Raw genomic sequence first — 21,629 nt, forward strand, 5'->3', positions numbered from 1 at the left:
TCCTAGCCGGCGTCCTTCTCCCGTTCCGCCGCCTCGCGCGCTTCGCGTTCGGCGCGGGTGCGCTTGAGCTCGCGGTCGGTCCTCATGACCTGCCAAACGCCGAAACCGATCGCGACGCCGTAGAAGAACACCAGCTCGATCCAGCCGAAATTCATTGCGTCTGCTCCTGTCGGATGCGGGCGAAATCGCGGATCAGCTCGGCGGCGCGTTCCGGATCTTCCTCATGGGCAAGATGGCCGAGCCCTTGCATCACCTCGAGCTTCGCATCGGGCAGCCACGAGCTCGCCTCGCGGGTCCAGTCGAGCGGGATCGCGGTATCCTTGTCCGAATGGACCAGCAGCACCGGATTCGCCACCTCGCCGAGCCGGGCCTTGAGGCGCGGCAGGTCCCAATTGGCCATCATCGCGAGCGCCCCCTTCGCATGGCGCGGATTGCGGAGCAGCGCCGAATAGCAGGCGAGCCCCGTCTCATCGATCCGCGAGCCCGTCGAGCGGTTGAGGAAACGCTTCGCCTCGCCCGGCAGCCTCGTCGTCGCCGAAAAGATGCGCGGCACCAGCGGGTTGACGAACAGCGCCTTGGCGAGCGCGGGAAAGACCTGCGCGGCGGGGCCGGGGAAGGGGCGCAGCGCCGAATTGAGCCCGACGATCGGCCCGGAATAGCCATGATCGAGCGCAAGCTGGATCGCCAGCGCCGTGCCCGCCGAATGGCCGACGACGATCGCCGGATCAAGCCCGAGATCGGCGATGAGACCTGCGACCTTTTCGGCCATGCGGGGAAGGGCAGTGTGCTCGACCGAATGGCCACTGGTGAAGGCATGGCGCGGCAGGTCGATCGCAATGCAGTCGTGGTCGGCGGCCAGCAGCGGCATGACATCGCGCCAGGAATGGACCGAAGCGCCGGTGCCGTGCAGCAGCAACACCTGCGGCGCGCCGGAAGGCCCCATGCGCTGGACATGCCATGTCGCCCCGCCCGAGGGCACGAAAGAACTCGCCTCGCGGTGTGGCCAGATCCGGCCCTCGCGGTTCCAGTCTAGCGCACTGCTCATGCTGCCCTCCTGCCGCCGCCGGGCTGGGCGGCGTTGATGGCGCTCTGGAGCGTCTTCGCATCGGCGCGGGGAAGTGCGAGGAAGCGCCCTCGCATCGCATCGGCCAGCGCCTGTCCCTCGCGCGCCGGGCGGGGCGAGATGTCGACCACCAGCGCCTCGATACCGCGCGCGGCGATCGCCCTGGCCGCGGCCTCGGCATCCTCGCCCGCCTGCTTGCGCCCAGGCTGTCCGTTGGCGTCGATATTGGCGCGACCGTCGGTCAGGATCACGAGGCTGGCCGTGCGTCCTTTCCCGATCACGCTTTCGGCGCATTCGCGCGCCGCGTTGAGGCCCAGCGCAAGCGGGGTTCCCCCGCCGCCCGGCAGGCCCGAAAGCGCGCGCTTGGCGCGGGTGAGCGAACGGGTCGGGGGAAGCAGCAATTCGGCATTGTCCCCGCGAAACGCGACCAGCGCGACCTCGCTGCGGGTAACATAGGCCTGAGCCAGCATCAGTTCGACCGCGCCCTTGGCTTCGGCGAGGCGCGCGGCGGCAGCGGAGCCGGAGGCGTCGACGGCGAAGATCGTGACGCGCGGCGCCTTTTCCTCGTAGCGGCGGATGCGCAGGTCCTCCTTGCGCATGAGGATCGGGGCCTCGTCGGTCCGGCCTTCGAGAGCACGCTCGCGGCGGCGCACCTGCTGCCACGGCACCGCGGCGCGCAGCGTGTCGATCAGCGCGAGCCGGTTGCCCCCGCGCGGCATTCCCGGCCGCGCGCCGAGCGGCTTGCCGCGCGTGCCCGCCTTCTTCTTCTGCCCGGTACCGCTCGCGCCACCGGTGCGGCGCGGGGCATTGCCCTTGGCGAGCTGTTCGAGCAGGTCCTTCGGGATCGCGGCCTCGGCTGCCTCGACCAGCATTTCCTCGAGTTCGTCCTGCTGTTTCTGCCGTTCATCCTCGCTGCGTTCATCCTCGCCGCCTTCGGGAGGGTCGCTGGAATCGTCCTGCGGCTGCTCGGGCGGGGGCTGGTCGGGTTCGGGCTGATCCTGTTCCTGCTGTTCGACGGGCGGCAGGCGCGTCGCCCGCGGTGCGAGGACGAGGCGCACGGCGGCGCTCAGATCCGCTTCGGTCGCCTCGCTCCGCCCGGCAAGCGCGGCATGAGCGCGCGCCGTCTCGCTTGCGAAGAGGAGCGGCCGAACGGAATAGACCCCGAGCGCCTCGGCCGTGGCGGCGAGCGCTCCCAGCGCCTTGTCCGTTAGTGGGGTGACCCCGCCAGGATCGAGCGTGTCTTCGCCGGGCAGAGCGAGATCCTGCCACATGCGCGAAGCCGCGAGATCGCAGGAAAAGGCGAGGCGTTCGATCAGGCTGACCGGCGGGCTTTCGTCTGGATCGGTGCTGTCGTCGAGCAGGACCAGCGCAGGCGCGGCGCCGGTTTGCCCCGCGCCTTCGTCGAGGGCCTGCGCAAGGCGCCCTGCGACCCCGTCTTCGATCCGTTCGGCCATGGGCGCAACCAGCGCGCCGCCCGCCGCTTCTTCGACAAGCCCCGATTGCGCCACCGGCCGGCCTGCGGCGAGGCTTGCCGCGATATCGATCCCGCCGAGCAGGCGTTCATCGTCGACATGGCCGGGCATACGCCGCCATGGCCGCCCCTCCGCCGCCATCCGCTCTCCCAGTGCCGCGACAAGCGCATCGCGCGCCGGGCCGCTGCCGCGCAGCACCATGCCGCCGAAGCGCGACGGCGCCGCAAGGAACAGCCGCGCGGCGATCAGCGCGTCCTCCATCGGGTCGGGCGGTTCGGGAACGGCGCCCGCAAGACCTCGCGGATCGGCGTCGTTCATCCGAACAATTCGTCGATCGCGCGGGTGATCCGCGCGCCGGAGCCGGTTTCGTCGAGCACGTCGCGCCGCAACCGGTGGCGCAGGGCCGAGGGCGCGATTTCGACGAGATGCTCGCGCTTCACCTCCTTCGCGCCCTTGAGCGCGGCGAGCGCACGGGCGGCGCGCATCAGGGTGAGTTCGCCGCGCAGCCCGTCAGCGCCTACCGCGAGGCACAGCTCCGCCGCATCGCGCAGCAGGTTCTCGCCCGGGACCAGCTTGGGCAGTCTGGCCTTGCCGCGCGCGATCTGCCTGAGGATCTTCTCGTCTTCGCCCGCCCACTTGTCCGAAAAGGCCTGGGGATCGCTCTCGCGCTCGGCGACGAGGCGCATGATCTGGATCCGGGTCTCGATTTCGCTTGGCGTTCGCACCTCGACCGACAGGCCGAAGCGGTCAAGCAGCTGCGGGCGCAGTTCGCCTTCTTCCGGGTTGCCCGAACCGATCAACACGAATTTCGCCGGATGGCGGACCGAAAGACCCTCGCGTTCGACCACGTTTTCGCCCGAGGCCGCGACATCGAGCAAAAGGTCGACGAGATGATCTTCGAGCAGATTGATCTCGTCGATATACAGAAAGCCGCGATGCGCCCTTGCGAGCAGGCCCGGTTCGAACCCCTTTTCGCCCGAGCGAAGCGCGCGTTCGAGGTCGAGGCTCCCGACCACCCGGTCCTCCGTCGCGCCCAGCGGCAGGTCGACGAAGGGCACCGCGCGCTTTCTTAACGGGCCGCTGCCGCAGACATCGGGATACCGTTCGGATTCCTCCTTGGAGCAGCCATAGGGGCAATTCTCGATCGCGGTGATCGGCGGGAGCAGCGCCGCCAGGGCGCGCGCCGCAGTGGACTTGCCGGTGCCGCGGTCGCCGAAGACCATGACCCCGCCTACGCTGGGATCGACCGCTGCGATCAGCAGGGCCTGTTTCATCTCGTCCTGACCGACGATCGCGGAGAAGGGAAAGCGTGCCATAGGCCGCCACTTTTAGCCTAAGGGCGCGTCCCCGCAAGGCCCGATGGACGCTTCGCGGCGACAATATCCCCTTACAAAACGGCGCCAATCGCGAGCGCTCAACGGCGCGCGGTGCGATGCAGCAGGATCACTGGCAGGATGCCCGCAGCCAGCAGGATAAGGGCGGGGATCGAGGCCTCCGCGAGCCGCTCGTCGCTGGCGAGGCGGTAGGTGCGCGTGGCGAGCGTTTCGAGATTGAACGGACGCAGGATCAGCGTTGCGGGAAGTTCGCGCAGGGTGTCGATGAACACCAGCGCCGCCGCCGCGCCGAGGCTGGGGGCGAGCAGCGGGGCGTGGATGCGCGCCAGCACCCGCGCCGGCCCCGCGCCCAGGGATCGCGCGGCGGCATCGAGATTGGCCGGGATCGTCGCCATGCCGCTTTCGACGCTGTTGTAGGCGACCGTCAGGAACCGCACCGAAAGCGCGTAGATCAGGAAAAGGCTCGTCCCCGTCAGCAGCAGGCCGCCGGGCGCATAGCCGAGCGTGTCGCGGGCGAACCGGGTAAGCTCGACATCGAACGCCCCGAGCGGGGCGAGCAGGCCGACCGCGAGCAAGGCGCCAGGCAGCGCGTAGCCCAATGTCGCAAGCCGGATCGCGCCGCCGACCAGCGGGCTCGCCGAACGGCTCCGCGCAAACGCAAGCAGAAGCGCGGCGGCAAGACAGGCAAACGCTGTCGCAAGGCCGAGCCACAGGCTGTCCGAGGCATAGGCTGCAAGATCGCGGGTCGCCCCCAGCGCCGCCTCGCTCGTCGCCAGCCTGGCGAGGTGAAGCGCGGGAAGAACGAAGCCGAGCAGGACCGGCAGGGCGCAGGCAAGGCTCGCCAGGATGCGCCGGCCGGGTGACAGCTCGATCAGCGGCGCTGCGCCCCGCGCGCGGCCATCGCGGCTTTCGCTCCGCCCGGAGCGGGTCGATGCCTCGAGCGCGACGAGTGCGATGACGAAAAGGAGCATGATCGCGGCCAGCTTGAGCGCTGCCTGCTTGTCCCCCATCGCTAGCCAGCTCCTGAAGATGCCGGTCGAAAAGGTCGGGATCGCGAAATATTCGGCGACCCCGAAATCGGCGAGCGTCTCCATCAGCACGAGCGCGAGTCCGCCTGCGATCGCGGGTCGGGCGGCGGGCAGGGCGATCCGCCAGAAGGCCCGCGAAGGCGCTGCCCCGAGGCTCCTGGCGGCGCGGAACTGCGCGAGGCTCTGTGCGGCGAAGGCGGCGCGCGCGAGGAGGTAGACGTAAGGATAGAGCACGATGGCGAGGATGAAGGCCCCGCCCGGCAGCGAACGGATCGGCGGGACAAGCGCGCCCGTCCCTTCGCCGAACGCGCCGCGCAGGGCGCCCTGCACCGGGCCAGCATAATCGAGAAGGTCGGCATAGATATAGGCCGCGATATAGGCCGGAACGGCGAGCGGCAGGACCAGCGCCCAGCCGAGCACGCGCCGCCCGGGAAATTCCGCCGCGGTGACAAGCCACGCGCAGCCCACGCCGATGAAGCCCGCCAGCATCCCCGTCAGCGCCATCAGCGCCGCCGTGTTGACGACGTAGCGCGGCAGCACCGAGCCTGCCATGTGCACGATCGCATCCATCCCGCCCGATGGCGCGGCCAGAAGGATCGCGAGGATCGGCAAAGCGGCGAGCGCGGCAAGAGCAAGTGCGGGCCAGTCCCAGCCGCGCGGGCGGGCAAGCGCACGCCGCGCGACCGTCGGGCGTTCCGCCGCGCTTGCCTGCGGACCGCCTGTCCGCCTAATGCGGCTCACTTGCACAGCCATTCACGACCGGTCGGGACTGCGGCCATGGGAACAGCGTATTGAGCCTCGAATTTCGACATATCGCCCATGCATATGGTGAGGTGCAGGCGCTGCGCGATATCAGTCTCGTCGCGCCTGCCGGTGAAATCACCTGCCTGCTTGGCTCTTCGGGATGCGGCAAGTCAACCTTGCTCGGCCTCGCCGCCGGGCTGCTCCCCGTGCAGCGCGGCGCGATCCTGCTCGACGGCGATGTTCTGGCCGACGAGACGAACGCGCCGCCGCCCGAAAAACGCCCGGTGGGGCTGGTGTTTCAGGAAGGCGCGCTGTTCCCGCACATGGATATGCGCCGCAACATCGCCTTCGGCCTGCCCAAGGTACGGCATGGCGAGATCGAGGGCTGGCTGGAACAGGTCGGGCTTGCCGGCCTCGGCTCGCGCTATCCGCACGAACTTTCCGGCGGGCAGCAGCAGCGCGCGGCGCTTGCCCGGGCGATGGCGCCGGGCCCGGCCGTGCTGCTGATGGACGAGCCTTTCGCCAGCGTCGACATAGTGCTGCGCCGCCGCCTGAGGCGCGATTGCCGGATGCTGCTTAAGGAGCGCGGGGCGACCACCATCCTCGTCACGCACGACCCTGCCGAAGCGCTCGATATCGGGGACCGGATCGCGGTCATGGAAGCGGGCCGGATCGTCCAGTTCGGAAGCCCGGAGGAATTGCACGAGGCCCCGCGCGCCGCCTCTATCGGGGCGATGTTTTCAGGCGCGCAGGTGGTTCCGGCCGAGCGGCGCGGCGAATTGCTCGCGACCCCGTTCGGCGATTGGCCTGCCGACTGCGTGCCCGGCGTGATGCCCGATGTAGTGCGGCTAGACCTTCTGGTGCATGCGCGCGCGATCGATCTCGTGCCCGATCCCGAGGGGCTGCCGGTGCGCGACGTACACGGGCTGGGCGACGGGACGGTGCGGGTGCTGCTGCGCGAGGGGGGAGGGCGCGACCTCGCGATCGAGACGCCGCAGGCTCCCGCACCAGGCGAGCGCTTCGGCGTCGTTCCCCATACGGGAAGCGTCCGCGCCTTCGCGGCGGAATAGCTTCGCCGCGTGAGCGACAATTCGCTTGCAAGCGCGCCTTTCATATTGCAACGCATTCGCAAATAGCGGCGCGTGCCTTGTCGGGCGCGCCGCAAGCGAAAGGACGTTTCCCATGCTGCGCACCCTTCTTGCCGGCGCTCTCGCCGTCACGCTCGCCGCCTGCTCCGAAAACCCCGAAGGTCCTGCGCCGGGCGACAATGGTGAGGTCAACATCTATTCCTCGCGCCATTACGACACCGACCTGCGCCTCTACGAGGATTTTACCGAGGAGACCGGGATCAAGGTCAACCGGATCGAGGCCGGGGCCGACGCGCTGATCGAGAAGATCGTGAGCGAGGGCGAATTCTCGCCCGCCGACCTTCTCATCACGGTCGATGCCGGGCGGCTGTGGCGGGCGGAGGAAGCGGGCATTCTCGATTCCGTGCAATCCGACGTCCTTGCCGAGCGCCTGCCCGCGAACCTGCGTCACCCCGACGGACAGTGGTTCGGCCTCTCCACCCGCGCGCGGATAATTATCTACGACAAGTCGCAGGGAAAGCCCGAGGGCCTCGACACCTATGCCGATCTCGCCGATCCGAAATTCCGCGGAGATATCTGCGTGCGCTCGTCGACGAACATCTACAACATCTCGCTCCTTTCGAGCATCATCGCGCATGAGGGCGAAGAGGCGGCGGAGAACTGGGCGCAGGGCGTCGTCGCCAACTTTGCCCGCGATCCGCAGGGCAACGACACCACCCAGATCGAGGCGGTCGCGGCAGGCGAATGCCGCCTCTCGATCGTCAACACCTATTACCTCGCGCGCTATGCCAGCGGAGACGACAATGAACGCGCCATCTTCGACAAGGTGGGCGTGATCTTTCCCAATCAGGACACCACCGGCACCCATGTCAATGTCAGCGGCGCAGGGGTGGTGAAGGGCGCGCCCAACCGGGAAAACGCGATCCGTTTCCTCGAATATCTGACCTCGCAAAGCGCCCAGCGCTATTTCGCCGATGGCAACAACGAATATCCGGCGGTCTCCGGGCTCGATGCGGCCTCGGCGGTTGAGCGGCTGGGCGATTTCCGCGCGGACGAACTCGATGTCGCCGAGATCGGGCGGGGCCAGCGCGCAGCGGTGGAAATCTTCGACCGCGCCGGGTGGAACTGAGGCTCTTGGGATGAGGCGCCCTGTTGTTCACGATCAAGGCGCGCTATCGGCCATGCGCGCAAAACTACCTTGCGGCGCGCGGCCTAACAGGCCATGTCGCCGCCCGAGATAACCGGCGCCGCGCCTGCGCCGCCCGCCATCAACCAACGCATTTCCGCGAGGCAGCCCACAGTGAACCAGCCCCTCATCGACCGTGACCAGTTCACCGAAAGCTCGGCGCTCACCATCGAGACGATCACGCATGTCCACCACTGGAACGAAAGCCTGTTCAGCCTCAAGATGACCCGCCCGGCGAGCTTCCGTTTCCGGTCGGGCGAATTCATCATGATCGGCCTGCCGCAGGAAAACGGCAAGCCGCTGCTGCGCGCCTATTCGATGGCGAGCCCGTCCTATGCCGACGAGCTCGAATTCCTGTCGATCAAGGTGCAGGACGGCCCGCTGACCTCGCGCCTCCAGCATATCAAGGAAGGCGACCCGATCTATCTCGGCAAGAAGCCGACAGGCACGCTCGTCACCGACGCGCTGCTGCCGGGCAAGCGCCTTTTCATGCTGTCCACCGGCACCGGCCTTGCCCCGTTCATGAGCCTCGTGCGGGACCCCGAAGTCTACGGCATGTACGACGAGATAATCGTCGTCCATTCGGTCCGCCAGGTCGCCGATCTCGCCTATCGCGAGCTGCTCGAATCGAAGCTCGAGGGCGACCCCCTGCTCGAGGACGAGGACCGCGAGCGGATGATCTACGTCCCCACGGTCACGCGCGAACCGTTCCGCACCCAGGGCCGCATCCAGGCACTTATCGACGATGGCCGCCTGTTCGAACAGTCGAAGGGGCCGCAGCGTTTCATACCCGACGACGATCGGGTGATGTTGTGCGGCTCGATGGCGATGATCAAGGACCACGCCGCCGACCTCGAACGCCGCGGCTTCACCGAAGGCAGCAACGCCCAGCCCGGCCAGTTCGTGATCGAGCGCGCGTTCGTGGGGTGATCGGTAGGGCGGCGACTTCGACCGCCTTCATCCGATATTCAGCTTCGCCCGCGCAGCCTGCAGGCGAAGGAGAAGACCATGCCCCGCCGCCTTTTCCCGGTTCTGGCCGCTGCGACCGCCGCGATCGTCCCTGCTGGCGCCTCAGCCCAGCAGGAGCGCGCATCGACCCTTCCCAGCTACAGTCTCGTGCAGCTTTCGGTCTTGTCCGCGCAGGTTGCACCCAGTGACTTCAGCTCCACGACCAAGACTATACGGTCCTGCAGCGAGGCAATGAAAATCGCCAAGGCGAACGGCTGGCAGGCGGAGCGCAAGCGGTTCGTGCACCCGTCCGAGCTGCCTCCCCAGCTGCGCCCGATCATGCGGGACGTGCCGAATGGCGAGGCGACCCCAGTGCTCAGCGAGGACGGATCCGCGCTGCACGTTCTGGTGATCTGCAGCCGCTAGGCACGTTCCCGGCCGGAGCGCGCGCCGCTCTCACCTTCGCGCTTTACAAAGCGGCTTGCCTCCGGTTCAGTTGCGCCCTGCAACGCGAAACCGGAGAGAGAAACCGCAATGCTCGAGACTGCCAACCGCACCGCCTATAACGAGGACCACGAAGCCTTCCGCGACACCGTGCGCAAGGTTTTTGCCCAGCACCTCACCCCCCACCTCGATAAACACGAGGAAGAAGGCATCGTCGGGCGCGACGTGTGGAAGGCGGTGGGCGAAGCGGGCCTCCTGTGCCCCACGGTCAAGGAGGAGAATGGCGGGCTCGGCCTCGATTTCGGGTTCAATTGCGTGCTGACCGAGGAAATCAGCTATCTCGGCTCCTCGGCGGGCTTCACCCTCCAGAACGACATCACCGCCAATTATTTCGAGCGGCTCGGCACGCCGGAACAGCGCGAGAAATACCTGCCCGGCATGGTCTCGGGCGATGTCATCACGGCGATCGCGATGACCGAACCGGGCGCGGGCAGCGACCTTCAGGGTATCCGCACCACCGCGAAGAAGGACGGCAACCACCTCGTCATCAACGGGTCCAAGACGTACATCACCAACGGCCAGAACGCCGACGTTGTTATCGTGGTCGCCAAGACCGATCCCGAAAAGGGCGCCAAGGGCACGTCGCTGGTGCTGGTCGATGCCAACACGCCGGGCTTCGAGCGAGGGCGCAATCTCGACAAGATCGGGCAGCATTCCGCCGACACGTCCGAGCTGTTCTTCAACGATTGCCGCGTGCCGATGACCAATATCCTCGGCGCGGAAAACATGGGCTTCGTCCACTTGATGGAGGAATTGCCGCAGGAACGCCTCGGCATCGCGGTCGGCGCGCAGGCCGCCGCGCAGCGCGCCTTCGACGAGGCGGTCAAGTTCACCAAGGACCGCAAGGCCTTCGGCAAGACCGTGTTCGAATTCCAGAACACCAAGTTTACCCTCGCCGACCTCAAGGCGAAGATCCAGGTCGGATGGGCGCATCTCGACTGGGCGATCAGGAAACACCTCGCAGGCGAGCTCACCACCGACGAGGCTTCGGCGGCCAAGCTGTGGCACACCGACCTGCAGTGGGAAGCGGTCGACACCGCGCTGCAGCTGCATGGCGGGGCGGGTTACATGAACGAATACGCCATCGCGAGGCTGTGGCGCGACGCGCGCGTCACCCGGATTTTCGGCGGCACGAACGAGATCATGAAGGAAGTGATCTCGCGGTCGATCTGAGGTGGCAGGCAACTCCAGCAATCCGCTCGATTTCGAGGGCCGCAAGGTCCTCGTCATCGGCGGGTCGAGCGGGATCGGCAACGGCATAGCGCAAGGCTTTCGCGCCGCCGGGGCGGAGGTGATCGTCACCGGCACGCGACCCGATTCCGGAGACTATCTCGAGGCCGAGGATTCGGACTTCACCGGCCTTGAATACGAACGTCTCGATGTGACCGACCGCTCCGCTGCGGATGCCTTGGCGCAGAAGGTCGGGGCAGTCGATGTCCTCGTCCAGTCGCAGGGCGTGGTCCGCTACAAGCGGGCTGAGTTCACCCGCGAGGGCTGGAACGCGGTGGTCGACGTCAACCTCAATTCGGTGATGGATGTCGCCCGCGCCTTTCATCCGGGCCTTGCCGAGAGGGGCGGCACGATGATCGTCGTCTCCTCGGTCGCGGCGTTCAAGGCGACCATCGGCACGCCCGCCTATGCCGCCTCCAAGGCGGGTGCGGCGAGCCTCGTCAAGACGCTGGGCGAGGCGTGGGCGAGGGACGGCGTGCGGGTCAACGGCATCGCGCCGGGGCTCGTGCCGACCAAGCTTACCTCGGTCACCACCGACCATCCCGAACGGCGCGAGGCGAGCCTGCGCGCCATACCCCTCAATCGCATGGGCACGCCCGAGGACATGGCCGGCGTCGCGCTGTTCCTCGCCTCGCCCCTGTCGGCCTACATGACCGGGCAGACGCTGGTCGTCGATGGGGGGCTGACCCTCTCGTGAAGGGGTCATAGTTCGCGCCGATCATACGCCGGGGGGCTTGTTCGCGCCCATTTTTCCAACTTTTCCTACACCCTCGCGCGCGCCCGTGTAGGAAACGCAGCGAAGGAGAAAGCCCCATGCAATACACCCGCCTCGGCCCCTCCGGCCTCACCGTTTCCCGCCTGTGCCTCGGCTGCATGAGCTATGGCGACACGACGAAAGGCTGGCACGGCGACTGGCTGCTGGGCGAGGAGGAATCGCGCCCCTTCTTCCGCGCGGCACTGGAAGCGGGCATCAATTTCTTCGACACCGCCAACGGCTATTCGGGCGGCACGTCGGAGGAAATCACCGGCAAACTCCTTCGCGAAATGGCCAGCCGCGACGAGATCGTGGTCGCGACCAAGGCCTTCATCCCGTGGCGCAATGCTCCCAACACTGGCGGCCTCTCGCGCAAGAGCCTGATGCAGGCGGTCGATGACAGCCTGACGCGGCTCGGCATGGATTACATCGACCTCTACCAGATCCACCGCTGGGACCCCGACACGCCGATCGAGGAGACGATGGAGGCGCTCCACGACATCAGGCAGGCGGGCAAGGTGCGCTATGTGGGCGCGTCCTCGATGTATGCCTGGCAGTTCGCCAAGGCACAGGAGACCGCGCGCGCCAACGGCTGGACCCCGTTCATTTCGATGCAGAACCAGCTCAATCTGCTCTACCGCGAGGAGGAGCGCGAGATGCTCCCCCTGTGCGAGGACGAGGGCGTCGGTATCATCCCTTGGTCGCCGCTCGCGCGGGGGCGGCTGGCCCGGCCGCGGGGCGAGGAGACGGTGCGCAGCAAGACCGACGGGGTGGGAAAGCAGCTCTATGGCGAGGACGAGGCCGACGGCGCGGTGATCGACGCGCTCGCCAGGCTTGCGGAGGAACGCGGCGAGGCGATGGCGAGCCTCGCACTCGCCTGGCATTTCACCAAGGAGGCGGTCGCGGCCCCCATCATCGGCGCGACGAAGCCGCATCATGTCGAGGACGCCGCGCGCGCGCTCGAGATCGAGCTGTCGCAGGACGAGATCGCCGCGCTCGAGGCGCCCTATCGCCCCAAATGGCCCACCGGCATGGGCATGCCGATGCCCGCGATGGACCAGGTGAGCGTGCTGGATTCGTGACTTCCGGGACGAGGCTGCGCGAAGCCGCGCCTCGAATGTGACAGGCCTTTCGCGCCCATCGCACGCCCGTCACGAACGCGTCACAAGGCTCGGCCAAGCCTGCCTCGCAACAGGGCGGGGCGCTCCATGGACGTCGTCAACATCTTCCTCACCAGCGACCTCGCGGACCGCCTCGAGGATTTCGTCCATGACCAGCGCCGCTTCACCTTCGACCGGCTCGGCCCGGCGGGGCCTGAACGCCTGGTCGAAGGGCCGATGTGGGCCTTCGTCGACTGGGTGATGAACGATCTTGCGGGGCTCGAGATGTGCCGCCGCCTGCGCGCCGATCCGCGCACCGCCGAAGCGCATGTGACCATGGTGCTGGAAGAGGACGACGCCGAGGATCGCCGCCGCGCGCTGCGGGCCGGAGCGGACGATTACATGGTCGGGCCGCTCGACCGGACCGCCGTGCTCGACCGGGTGCTCGCGCTGCAGACCCGCTCTCCCGAACGCCATTCGGCGCGCCGCTACGAGATCGGCCCGCTTTCGATCGACATGGCCGCGCTGCAGGCGCGCTGGGACGGCGAGCCGATCCAGCTTCGCCCCAACGAATTCCGCCTGCTGCGCTTCTTTGCCGAGAACCCGAACCGGGTGCTTTCGCGCGAGGACCTCATCAACGGCCTCGGCAAGCGGGAGCCCCCGATCGACGAGCGCACGGTCGACGTATGGGTCGGCCGCCTGCGCCGCGCGATCAAGGGCGCGCGCGGCGGCAATCCGCTGCGCACCGTGCGTTCGATGGGCTATGTCTTCGATCTGAACTGACCGGGGCGCGGCGGGACGCCGGCGCGGACAGGCGAGGAAGGGGCGGGCGAAGCCGGAAGCGGACGGTCGGGTAGCGACCCCTTTGCGGAAATTGCGCGACACCACCTATACAGGTAGGCCTGCATGGTTTGAAGAGGGAGTGACGGGGTGATCAAAGGCAGGTCGGCGTTTGGCGCATTGCTACTGCTCGGGATGATTGTCCCGGCTTTCGGGCTCATGGCGGAAACGGACTCGCCACCCGTTCATTCGGTCCGGGCACGAGACCTCGGAGTTCCTTTTGGTGGCACTCCGGGGCCACTCAACGCCATCACCGATGTCGCTGGCGTGGAGGTCGGGCACACGACGCTTATATCGGGCGAGGGCGAGCTGCTCATTGGCAAGGGTCCGGTGCGCACGGGCGTGACGGCGGTTCTTCCGCGGGGGAAGACCTTCGATCCGGTCTACGCCGGGTGGTTCTCGCTCAATGGCAATGGCGAGATGACCGGCACGACTTGGATCGAGGAGTCCGGTTGGCTCGAAGGGCCGGTGATGCTCACTAACACCCATAGTGTCGGCACCGTGCGCGATGCGACGATCGATTGGGCGCGCAGGAACGGTTACTATCGCGCACTGACCGGAGAGCCTGACGTGTTCTGGATGCTGCCGGTCGTGGCGGAAACCTATGATGGCGACCTCAACGACATCAACGGGTTCCATGTGACTAGGGAACACGTATTTGCCGCACTTGATCAGGCAAGGTCGGGTCCGGTGACCGAGGGGAACGTCGGCGGCGGGACCGGCATGATCACCCACGGCTTCAAGGGCGGCATCGGCACATCGTCGCGCATCGTCACATTGCAAGAGGGCCGCTACTCCATAGGCGTGCTGGTCCAGTCCAACTACGGCGTTCGCGAGACATTCACGGTTGCCGGTGTCCCGGTCGGCCGCGAGATCGCCGATCTCGGAATCGAATATGCAGTTCGCAGCGAAGACACCGGATCGATCATCATTGTGATCGCCACGGATGCCCCCTTACTGCCGCATCAATTAAAGCGCCTCGCACGCCGCGCGAGCATGGGCATCGCAAGGAACGGCTCCTTCGCTGGGAACGGCTCCGGCGATATCTTCATTGCCTTTTCAACCGCCAATCCCGGAGCATGGAGCCGCGAGGGGACAGCAAATGTGGCAAGCCTGCCGAACGACTCGATGAGCCCGCTGTTTCTAGCGACCATCGAGGCAACCGAAGAGGCCGTGATCAATGCCATGATCGCCGCGCGAACCATGACTGGAATCAACGGCAACAGGGTCCATGCCCTCCCGCATGGCCGATTGCAGGAAGCCTTGCGCAAATATCGACGACTTGACGAGCGATGAGGCAGGATCTGCGGACTGGCTGTAGGTGGCCTGGCGTGCCTCTTTTCGGCCCCGCAAGCGCCAGAGCCTGCGTATGTCGCCGCAGAGCTGCCATTCGCCTTCCCACCCATAATCGGACATTCCCCGCCGCGCCGGATATGTCGGAAAAGCAGACATCGACCGTCAGCCGCGACAGGCGCGGTGTTCGCCGTCGATCTGCTCCACGAACGATAAAGCCGCGGCACGCCTCGCGCGCCGCGGCTTTGTCCGTTCGATAGCGATCAGAACTTCGCCTGCACCCCGATCTGGACGCGGGTGCCGATATCGAAGCTGTTCACCTCGATCCGGCCCGTCTCGTTTTCGAGGAACTCGAAATTGTTGCGGCCGAAGATGTTGCGCACCTCGAGGCTGAGCTGGAGCGGGAGGCCCCAGGCATCGAGATCGCTGCGGGTCACGAAATCCACCGTCAGGCCTGGATTTTCGACCACGTCTGGCGTGGCGAAGCCGCGGGTGGTGACACGCTCGCTCGCATAGTTGAACAGGAAGAAGGCCTGCTGGGTCTTCTCGAAATCCTCGAACCCGATCTGGAAGTTCGCCACATGATCGGACTGGCCGACCAGCGGGTTGCCTTCCTCGAACACGATCGAGACCGGCACGTCGCCGACCACGGTCGGAACGATCGCGTCGGGATCGGGAATGCCGAGCTCGGAATCGGTGAAGGTGTAGTTCGCGATGACCAGCAATTCCTTGGTCTCGAAGAACCCGCCCCAGCTCGACAGGTCGAAGCCGTAGACGAACTCGACCTCGGCCCCGAACAGGGTCGCCTCGGGCGCGTTGGCATAGGTCGTCGTCAGGTCACCGGTGCCCGAACCGCCCAGGATGATCGGTTCGATCGGGTTCGAGATGTCCTTGTAGAAGCCCGCAAGGCTCACCCGGTTGCGCCCGCCCATGTAATATTCGGCGCGCCCTTCGAGGTTCGTGAACTCGCTGTCGATGAGCTGGGCGTTGCCGCGGAAATCGCGGTTCGAGATGGGATCGAAATAGATCTGGTCGACCAGTTCGCGGAACTGGGGACGGGCGATCGTCTTGGATGCCGACACGCGCAGCTGGAGATCGGGGATGAATTCCCAGGTGATCGTGCCGCCGGGCAGGAAATAGTCGTTTTCGAGATTGGTCTCGACCGGCAGCGTCGTCGTCTGGCCTTCGGGCAGGGTGACGCGCTGGACCGCGTCCTCATAGCGCACGCCGACATCTACGGTGACGGTGTCGGTCGCAACCCAGCGCACCTGGCCATAGGCCGCATGCACTTCGAGCAGGGCGTCGAACACCGGGAAATCGACGAAATCGAGCACGTCGACATTGAAGGCGGCAAGGGTCGCCCCGTTGATGATGTCGCCCGGCCGGCGCAGGCCGAGCAGCGCCGGGTCGAAATTGACATCGGTGCGAACGTCCGGACGGATCAGCGGCGAATAGATGCGGCTTTCCGAGCGGCGATCGGTGTCCGACCAGGCATAGCCCACGGTGAGGTCGAACCCGTCGATCCCCGACCAGGTGAGGTCGGCCCCGGCGGCATAGTTCTCTTCCTTGAGGTCATCGAAGCTGACCGTCTGGTTGTAGAACTCGTTGTCGCCTTCGAAATAGGCGATGAAGTTCGATCCGAGCACGTTGCGCAGCGAATCCGCCGGTTCGTCGGGCGTGGTGTCGTTCGAGCGCGCGTAGAGGATCTGCGCGTTGAACGGCGCCTCGCGGTCGGTCCGGGCATAGCCCGCGCGGGTATCGAGCTGGAACTCTCCGTCGCCGAATTCGAATTCGCCGACGAGCTGCGTGTCGATCAGCTGGCGTTCGAACCAGGCCGTGCGCTGGCGCAGCAGGTCCGCGCCGTCGGCCGAACCCAGCGTTACGTCGAAACCTTCGGCAAGGCGCGCGGTCTTGAGCGTGTCGCGGATGTAGAGGTTCGTCCAGCGGATCGTGTTCTCGCCGAAATCAAGCCCGAAGCTCAAAAGGCCGTTCACGAGGACATTTTCATCGGTGATGAAATTCGTCGAATCCTCGGTGATGAACGAGAAGTCGTCGATGCTTGCGCGCTGGTTGCGGACCGATCGGTTCTGGCGCTGGTTCTGGTAGCCGGCAGTGGCGATGATGCCGAGATAGGTGCCGTCGCCGATCTCGAACGAGGCACCGCCCGTGATGTTGGCGGAGACGTTCGCCGGCAGGTTGTCCTGGCGCTGGAGCGTGACGAGATTGGTCGGCAGAAGTTGCCCGGCAATCGCCTCGCGGGTGAGCGCGTTGGGGTCCGCCACCGTCGCATCGAGCGGCAGCTGGTCGAGCGGGATCCCGCTGTCGATCGCCTGCCTCAGGAACGAGGGAATGTCGCGATTGCCGTTGTCGAAACCGAGCGAATCCCAGTCCGAGCCGAAATAGGTCAGGCCGTTCTCGAACGTGGTCTCGCTGTCATATTCCCCGCTCAGCGACACAGTGAGGAAGTCCTCGACCGGAATGGCGCGGGTGGTGAGGTTGATCACGCCGCCGCCGAATTCGCCCGGATAGTTTGCCGAATAGGTCTTCTGGACGAGGCTGGAGGCGATGACGTTGGTGGGGAAGATGTCGAGCGGGACGACGCGGCTCAATGGCTCCGGGCTCGGCAGGGGTAGGCCGTTGAGGAGCGCGAGCGAGTAGCGATCGCCCAGGCCGCGCACGAAGACGCGCCCGTCGCCGACGACCGACAGGCCGGTGACGCGCGACAGCGCGCCGGCGATGTCGCCTTCGCCGGTGCGCGCGATGTCCTCGCTCGTCAGCACGTTGAGCACCTGGGTCGAACCGCGCACCGGGTCGCGATTGCGCCGCCCGGTGACGATGATCCCGCCGCCTGGGACCGAGACTTCGGGTTCGTCGTAGTCTTCTTCCTGCGCGGCGTCGACGGCCTCGAGCAGGGGATCTTCTGCGTCTTCGGTGCCCTGTGCGGTTCCCTGGTCCTGTGCATGGGCAAAGGTCGGGAAGGTGAGTGAACTGGTGAGAAGCAGCAGCCCTGCCAGGCGCTTGCCGGTCGACATAATGCTAGACCCCCTCATATTCGGTCCTGAACTCGCGCGGCCCCGCGGGGCCTTGTTGTGCGACATGGGGAGGCGCCGCGCCGATCCGCGCAGCGCCTCCGCCAATGCGTGCCGACTGCTGTCAGCTCTCACCGGTGCGGATCGGGAGCGACGTGCAAGCCGAGCCCGAACCGAAGTCGAGGATGCTCGAATCGCAGGTCCAGCCTACGAAACGATCGTCCGCGGCGCTTTCGAGCGCGCCGATATAGTCGGCGGCGACGAAGAAGCTCGACAGGCCGGGCACGTCGAAGGTCGGGGCGGCGCCCGCATCGAAGAAGAACGGATCGGTGAAGGTGACGTCCGTGTCGACCGTGTTGTTGGCCGATGCGGCGTTGTAGATCGCTTCGAGATCGGCGAGCACCGCACCGTCGGTCGCACGCAGCGGGGTCGAGGCCGAGCAGTCGCCGATGACCGAATTGAAGGTCGGAGCAGCCGCCAGCGTTTCGGGCTGGTCGATGCGCACGCAGGGCGTGCCTTCGGCCTGGATCACGCCGTTGGCGAGCCGGATGCGCGAACCGCCGCGGGCGCGCACGACCTGGTCGTCGCCCGAATTCTGGATGAAGGTGAAGTTCACCACCGCCAGGACCGTCTGCGGACGCGCGTCGGTCGAGAAATCGTCCGGCGGGCTGTCGAGCTCGATGATGCTGTCGCCATTGCCGGGACGCTGCGCGACCACGACGTTCTGCAGCGCGCCCTGGGTGCCGGTGTCGGCGTCGATCGAATCGTCCGACGCGCCGACGACCGCGACATTGCGCATGTTCACCGTGCCGCCGAAGAATTCGATGCCGTCATCCGAGCTGTTGAACGACATGATGTTGTCGAGCGTCGTGCCGCTCCCGATCGCGCCGGTGGTAAGCGCCTGCAGCTCGTCGCCGGGGGCGAGCGCGAAGCCCGAAAAGCGGATCTGATTGAATGTCATCGAACCCGAGCTGTCGCTGTCGTCGGCGCCGCCGAAGATGGTCGAGATCGTGGTGCCTTCGACGAGCTGTTCGCACTGTGGGTTGGCGTTGGGGTTGGCATCGGTGTTGAACACGCCGGTCGAGCAATCCGAGGTCGGCGCACGGCCGAGCAGGACGACGCCGCCCCACTGCTGGTCCGAATCGTCATCCGAAAGGCCCAGCACGTTGTCGCGGCTGGTCCAGATGATCGGTGCGTCGGCGGTGCCGTCGGCCTCGATCGCATTGCCGCGATTGACGACGATGAACGAACGACCGGTCGCGGCGTAGATGATGACGCCCGGCTCGACGCCCAGAGTGACGTCGGTGCCGGTGCTGGAGAAGCCCTGGTCGCTGCCGACATCGACCCGGCCGTTCATCGCGTAAAGCAGGCCGGGGACATAGCTCAGCGTGTCGTCGGCATCGAACACGGCAGGCAGTTGGCAGACGCGATATTCGCCGGTCGGGCCGTCGATCGTGCCGGCATCGGTGAGACCGCCGGTCGAGTTGATCGTCGGGCAGCCCGATGCCGGGGTGACGGTACCGCCACCGGGCTGACCCGGCGTGGGCGTCGGCGTCGGCGTCGGCGACGGGTTGTTGATGATGATGTCGCCGCTGGTGCCGGGCGAGACGATTTCGTCCGCGCCGCAGCCGGCCAGAGCGACCAGGCTGCAACCCAGGACGAGAGTGCGTTGAATGTTTTTCACAGCGAGCGGTCCCCTCAAAAACCGAGAATCGAACAAAGCGCGTCGTTTGAGTGCGCGAGAGGGGCGCTAGGGGCGGCGCATGACACTATTCTTTCATGATGACAGCGAGCGTGAAAATCGTGTCACATGACCGAAGAAAGACAAATATGACAATCGTTGGGCGTCGCTGATGGCGGGCGGCCGGGTCGATTGTAATATTTATCCCATTGAAAACGCGTGAATCTAGCCTCTGAGATTGCGATTTTGCGACAATGTTACAGTTCTATTGCATTTCAGGGACTCCCGCGTCATCATGCTCTCCAAGATACAAGGAGACAGGATATGGCCCTTCTGAAAACGACGCTCGCCGCAGCAGCTTTCTCGCTCGTGCTGGGAATGCCCGCACAGGCCCAGGATGCGCGCGCTGCGGGCGCATCCGACGCGTTCGCCGCCGAGGCTCTGGCCGAGGGGCGGCAGGACGATGCGATCCGCGCGCTGGAGCGTGAACTGGCCGCCGCGCCGGACGATGCCGCGCTGCTCATCAATCTCGGCATCGCCTATGCCCATGTCGGCGACGAGGCGCGCGCCCGCGACATGTTCGAGGCCGCGCTGGTCAGCGAGGACGTGGTCCTGCTGCGCACCGCCTCCGGGGACGAGACCGATTCGCAGCGCCTTGCGCGCAAGGCGCTGCAGATGCTGCGCGCGGGCGAATTCCGCCCGGCGTCCAGCGAGACGCTTTCGCTCAACAAGTGACGGGAAATCCATTTGCGCAGCAAGCCATCGCGCGCTAGTTCGTAGACCGGGGCAGGTGCGAGCCTGCTTCGGTTTATGCTGCCTGGTTGCGGCGCGCAGGCACACGCGCGCGAGAGGTCTCACGCGCGAGGTTTCGCTTTTTCGCGGGAAATTCGCGCACGGCTCGGCTAGAACTCTGTGAGAGAGTTCATGCCGATGTCACCGGCCTGTCATCAATGATCGACATTGGGGCGGGATTGGAGGGTCGTGATGATTGTCGCCATGATTGTCGCCCGTGCGAGCAGATGGAGCCTCGCTGCCGCCTTCGTCCTTTCAGGGGTGGCGGCCGAGGCCGACGTTATGGAAGTGGACGGAGACGGCGCCCGCTGGGTCGCCGGGGGTTTTTCCGCGTCCGGTGACGTGCCGGTTGCCGGTGAAGACCTGTCCGCGGAATACGCAGCGCTCCCGGGCGCGGACGAAGCGGTCGTCCTGCCCGACGGCGCCAAGCCCGATTCCATCCCGCACTCCGTCATCGCCGATCCCGCCGCCCATTCCGCCGCGATCCCGGCCGCCTATGCCGAAAAGGTGCATGAACTCGCGCGCCGATTCGACCTCTCGCCCGCTCTGCTCGAAGCGGTGGTGTGGCAGGAAAGCCGCTGGCGCGCCGATGCGGTCTCGCCCGCCGGCGCGCGCGGGCTCGCGCAGCTGATGCCGGGCACCGCCCGCTATCTCGGGGTCGACCCGGAGGACCCGCACGCCAATCTCGAGGGCGGGGCGCGGTACCTGCGCGAACAGCTCGACCGGTTCGACGGCGATCTAGAAAAGGCGCTCGCCGCCTACAATGCCGGGCCGGGCCGCGTGATCCGTGCCGGCGGCATCCCGAACATCCGCGAGACGAAGGGCTATGTCGCCGCGATCATGGGCCGCCTCGCCAGCCATTCCCGCCCCGCCGCCGAATGAACGCGCGGGCCAGAACGAATTTCAAGGATGATGGAACACCGAATGAACGCCCTGCTTAGCTTCCCGGCCCGGACCCTGGCCTTGCTCGTGCTTGCCATGATGCCGGTGGCGGCCTCGGCGCAGAACGAGGCGGCGCGCTCGGACAGCCCGATCACCGATGCGCTCTTGTGGATGCAGGGGCTGCTTCTGGGCCCGATCGCGACCAGCCTTGCCGTGATGGCGGTGGCGGGCGTCGGCTTCATGATGCTCACCGGACGCATGAACTGGCGCTATGGCGGCACGGTCATCATCGGCGTCTTCATCATCTTCGGCGCGCCGCGGCTCGTCAATTCGATAGGGGCGTTCTGACGCCGTGAGCCAACTCGTCCGCCATCCCGTCCACCGGACCTTGACGCGGCCGCAGATGTTCGCGGGCGTCACGCTCAATTTCTTCATCATCAACATGATGGTGACGACGATCGCGTTCCTGGTGCTCGACAGCTGGTGGATCATCCCCGTGCCGTTCATTATGCACGCCGTCGGCTATTTTGCGTCCCTGCGCGAACCGCGTATCTTCGACCTGTGGATCACCAAGGTCTCGAAATGCCCGCGCGTGCCCAATTACAAGCGCTGGGGCTGCAACAGCTACACGCCGTGACGATGCCCCACGCGAAACCCGGCC

Annotated in this window: 20 protein-coding genes; 13 read left to right on the top strand and 7 right to left on the bottom strand. The window is 66.5% G+C overall.

Annotation, left to right across the window (positions count from 1 at the left end):
- Positions 1–2: 2 nt before the first annotated feature.
- The 5 genes from Ga0102493_RS16115 to Ga0102493_RS04455 form a co-directional block, all read right to left on the bottom strand.
- Positions 3–155 (bottom strand): hypothetical protein, encoded by a 153-nt coding sequence (locus Ga0102493_RS16115; protein ID WP_161490041.1) that lies wholly within the window; start codon positions 153–155, stop codon positions 3–5.
- Entirely contained in the window at positions 152–1,045 is an 894-nt protein-coding gene (gene bchO, locus Ga0102493_RS04440) for an alpha/beta fold hydrolase BchO (RefSeq protein ID WP_034904373.1), read from the bottom strand. Before bchO ends, Ga0102493_RS16115 begins: the two co-directional genes overlap by 4 nt.
- Positions 1,042–2,853: a magnesium chelatase subunit D gene (locus tag Ga0102493_RS04445; protein ID WP_236922293.1), complete on the bottom strand. Its 1,812-nt coding sequence runs from the start codon at positions 2,851–2,853 to the stop codon at positions 1,042–1,044. The genes bchO and Ga0102493_RS04445 overlap by 4 nt, the downstream gene beginning before the upstream one ends.
- Positions 2,850–3,851, bottom strand: a complete 1,002-nt coding sequence (gene bchI / locus Ga0102493_RS04450; protein ID WP_034904370.1) for a magnesium chelatase ATPase subunit I — start codon at positions 3,849–3,851, stop codon at positions 2,850–2,852. The genes Ga0102493_RS04445 and bchI overlap by 4 nt, the downstream gene beginning before the upstream one ends.
- Positions 3,852–3,949: 98 nt before the next feature.
- Positions 3,950–5,638 carry an ABC transporter permease gene (locus Ga0102493_RS04455; RefSeq protein WP_236922294.1) on the bottom strand — a complete coding sequence of 563 codons (1,689 nt, stop codon included), beginning with the start codon at positions 5,636–5,638 and terminating at the stop codon, positions 3,950–3,952.
- A gap of 50 nt (positions 5,639–5,688) precedes the next feature.
- Between Ga0102493_RS04455 and Ga0102493_RS04460 the strand changes: the two genes are divergently transcribed.
- From Ga0102493_RS04460 to Ga0102493_RS04500, 9 genes are all read left to right on the top strand, one after another.
- A complete protein-coding gene (locus Ga0102493_RS04460) occupies positions 5,689–6,711 on the top strand; it encodes an ABC transporter ATP-binding protein (RefSeq protein WP_034904368.1) in 1,023 nt (340 codons plus the stop codon).
- Between the two features lie 112 nt (positions 6,712–6,823).
- Positions 6,824–7,858 carry a Fe(3+) ABC transporter substrate-binding protein gene (locus tag Ga0102493_RS04465; protein WP_034904366.1) on the top strand — a complete coding sequence of 345 codons (1,035 nt, stop codon included), beginning with the start codon at positions 6,824–6,826 and terminating at the stop codon, positions 7,856–7,858.
- 171 nt (positions 7,859–8,029) lie between these two features.
- Positions 8,030–8,845: a ferredoxin--NADP reductase gene (locus tag Ga0102493_RS04470; protein WP_051698101.1), complete on the top strand. Its 816-nt coding sequence runs from the start codon at positions 8,030–8,032 to the stop codon at positions 8,843–8,845.
- A 78-nt stretch (positions 8,846–8,923) separates the two neighbouring features.
- Complete coding sequence (locus tag Ga0102493_RS04475; RefSeq protein WP_034904363.1) at positions 8,924–9,289, top strand: hypothetical protein; 366 nt, start codon at positions 8,924–8,926, stop codon at positions 9,287–9,289.
- A 108-nt stretch (positions 9,290–9,397) separates the two neighbouring features.
- Complete coding sequence (locus Ga0102493_RS04480; protein ID WP_034904362.1) at positions 9,398–10,540, top strand: acyl-CoA dehydrogenase family protein; 1,143 nt, start codon at positions 9,398–9,400, stop codon at positions 10,538–10,540.
- A gap of 1 nt (position 10,541) precedes the next feature.
- Complete coding sequence (locus Ga0102493_RS04485) at positions 10,542–11,294, top strand: SDR family NAD(P)-dependent oxidoreductase (protein WP_034904359.1); 753 nt, start codon at positions 10,542–10,544, stop codon at positions 11,292–11,294.
- Positions 11,295–11,410: 116 nt separating this feature from the next.
- Positions 11,411–12,433: an aldo/keto reductase gene (locus Ga0102493_RS04490; protein ID WP_034904357.1), complete on the top strand. Its 1,023-nt coding sequence runs from the start codon at positions 11,411–11,413 to the stop codon at positions 12,431–12,433.
- A gap of 126 nt (positions 12,434–12,559) precedes the next feature.
- Entirely contained in the window at positions 12,560–13,234 is a 675-nt protein-coding gene (locus Ga0102493_RS04495; RefSeq protein WP_034904355.1) for a response regulator transcription factor, read from the top strand.
- A 147-nt stretch (positions 13,235–13,381) separates the two neighbouring features.
- Positions 13,382–14,587, top strand: a complete 1,206-nt coding sequence (locus tag Ga0102493_RS04500) for a DmpA family aminopeptidase (RefSeq protein ID WP_236922295.1) — start codon at positions 13,382–13,384, stop codon at positions 14,585–14,587.
- 260 nt (positions 14,588–14,847) lie between these two features.
- On the opposite strand, the gene Ga0102493_RS04505 is transcribed toward Ga0102493_RS04500, so the two are convergent.
- Together Ga0102493_RS04505 and Ga0102493_RS04510 are read right to left on the bottom strand one after the other, a co-directional pair.
- Entirely contained in the window at positions 14,848–17,616 is a 2,769-nt protein-coding gene (locus Ga0102493_RS04505; protein WP_034904350.1) for a TonB-dependent receptor domain-containing protein, read from the bottom strand.
- A 121-nt stretch (positions 17,617–17,737) separates the two neighbouring features.
- The gene (locus tag Ga0102493_RS04510; protein ID WP_034904348.1) at positions 17,738–19,297 is read right to left on the bottom strand and encodes a hypothetical protein; all 1,560 of its coding nucleotides are present in this window, start codon (positions 19,295–19,297) and stop codon (positions 17,738–17,740) included.
- 321 nt (positions 19,298–19,618) lie between these two features.
- Here Ga0102493_RS04510 and Ga0102493_RS04515 point away from each other — a divergent pair, with 321 nt between their 5' ends.
- From Ga0102493_RS04515 to Ga0102493_RS04530, 4 genes are all read left to right on the top strand, one after another.
- Positions 19,619–20,029: a hypothetical protein gene (locus Ga0102493_RS04515; protein ID WP_051698053.1), complete on the top strand. Its 411-nt coding sequence runs from the start codon at positions 19,619–19,621 to the stop codon at positions 20,027–20,029.
- A 249-nt stretch (positions 20,030–20,278) separates the two neighbouring features.
- Positions 20,279–20,968: a lytic transglycosylase domain-containing protein gene (locus Ga0102493_RS04520; RefSeq protein WP_034904345.1), complete on the top strand. Its 690-nt coding sequence runs from the start codon at positions 20,279–20,281 to the stop codon at positions 20,966–20,968.
- Between the two features lie 42 nt (positions 20,969–21,010).
- Positions 21,011–21,316, top strand: coding sequence for a TrbC/VirB2 family type IV secretion system protein (locus Ga0102493_RS04525; RefSeq protein WP_051698050.1), 306 nt, complete (start codon positions 21,011–21,013; stop codon positions 21,314–21,316).
- Between the two features lie 4 nt (positions 21,317–21,320).
- Positions 21,321–21,605 (top strand): VirB3 family type IV secretion system protein, encoded by a 285-nt coding sequence (locus Ga0102493_RS04530; protein WP_034904342.1) that lies wholly within the window; start codon positions 21,321–21,323, stop codon positions 21,603–21,605.
- Positions 21,606–21,629 lie beyond the last annotated feature (24 nt).

Origin of the sequence: Erythrobacter litoralis (assembly GCF_001719165.1) — a bacterium.
Lineage (GTDB): Bacteria > Pseudomonadota > Alphaproteobacteria > Sphingomonadales > Sphingomonadaceae > Erythrobacter > Erythrobacter litoralis.

Bases quoted from the DNA above. Each gene is read 5' to 3' on its own strand.
- Ga0102493_RS16115 (WP_161490041.1), bottom strand. From the start codon at position 155: ATGAATTTCGGCTGGATCGAGCTGGTGTTCTTCTACGGCGTCGCGATC.
- bchO (WP_034904373.1), bottom strand. From the start codon at position 1,045: ATGAGCAGTGCGCTAGACTGGAACCGCGAGGGCCGGATCTGGCCACAC.
- Ga0102493_RS04445 (WP_236922293.1), bottom strand. From the start codon at position 2,853: ATGAACGACGCCGATCCGCGAGGTCTTGCGGGCGCCGTTCCCGAACCG.
- bchI (WP_034904370.1), bottom strand. From the start codon at position 3,851: ATGGCACGCTTTCCCTTCTCCGCGATCGTCGGTCAGGACGAGATGAAA.
- Ga0102493_RS04465 (WP_034904366.1), top strand. From the start codon at position 6,824: ATGCTGCGCACCCTTCTTGCCGGCGCTCTCGCCGTCACGCTCGCCGCC.
- Ga0102493_RS04475 (WP_034904363.1), top strand. From the start codon at position 8,924: ATGCCCCGCCGCCTTTTCCCGGTTCTGGCCGCTGCGACCGCCGCGATC.
- Ga0102493_RS04480 (WP_034904362.1), top strand. From the start codon at position 9,398: ATGCTCGAGACTGCCAACCGCACCGCCTATAACGAGGACCACGAAGCC.
- Ga0102493_RS04490 (WP_034904357.1), top strand. From the start codon at position 11,411: ATGCAATACACCCGCCTCGGCCCCTCCGGCCTCACCGTTTCCCGCCTG.
- Ga0102493_RS04495 (WP_034904355.1), top strand. From the start codon at position 12,560: ATGGACGTCGTCAACATCTTCCTCACCAGCGACCTCGCGGACCGCCTC.
- Ga0102493_RS04505 (WP_034904350.1), bottom strand. From the start codon at position 17,616: ATGTCGACCGGCAAGCGCCTGGCAGGGCTGCTGCTTCTCACCAGTTCA.
- Ga0102493_RS04515 (WP_051698053.1), top strand. From the start codon at position 19,619: ATGGCCCTTCTGAAAACGACGCTCGCCGCAGCAGCTTTCTCGCTCGTG.
- Ga0102493_RS04520 (WP_034904345.1), top strand. From the start codon at position 20,279: ATGATTGTCGCCATGATTGTCGCCCGTGCGAGCAGATGGAGCCTCGCT.
- Ga0102493_RS04525 (WP_051698050.1), top strand. From the start codon at position 21,011: ATGAACGCCCTGCTTAGCTTCCCGGCCCGGACCCTGGCCTTGCTCGTG.